The 356-nt window shown below is 71.3% G+C and carries 1 protein-coding gene; it reads left to right on the top strand.

Annotation, left to right across the window (positions count from 1 at the left end):
• Positions 1-151: 151 nt before the first annotated feature.
• Positions 152-356: hypothetical protein (locus tag AC1DUE_RS20955; protein WP_477041315.1), on the top strand; the 205-nt coding region annotated here is incomplete at its 3' end.

Here is a 356-nt window from a genome sequence, read left to right on the forward strand (position 1 = left end):
CCGCCGACCGGACGGAAACCGGCCGACAGTCGTTCGTGCACCTGCGTGCGTACCCCGTGATCGATCCTCGAGCGGACCGCGTCGCCCCCTGCCCGTAACCGGGAGCGAGCTGCGGGCCGCCGTCCTGCGTTGAAAAGCCGGAGGCAACACCGTGCCCGCGCACGAACACGAAAGCGACTCCACCACCACCGATCCGCTGGCTCGCGAGCGCGCCCATCTCGCGGCGTCCCGGGCCGCGCTGCGCGCCATGCGTGAGGACGCCCAGGCCCTCGACATCCGCGACGTCACCGCGAACTGGGTCAACGCCGCCGTCCTGCAGGCCCAGATCGACGAACGCATCAAGTCGCTCGCCGACC

The sequence above is a fragment of the Cellulomonas sp. P4_A2 genome, from assembly GCF_056402515.1.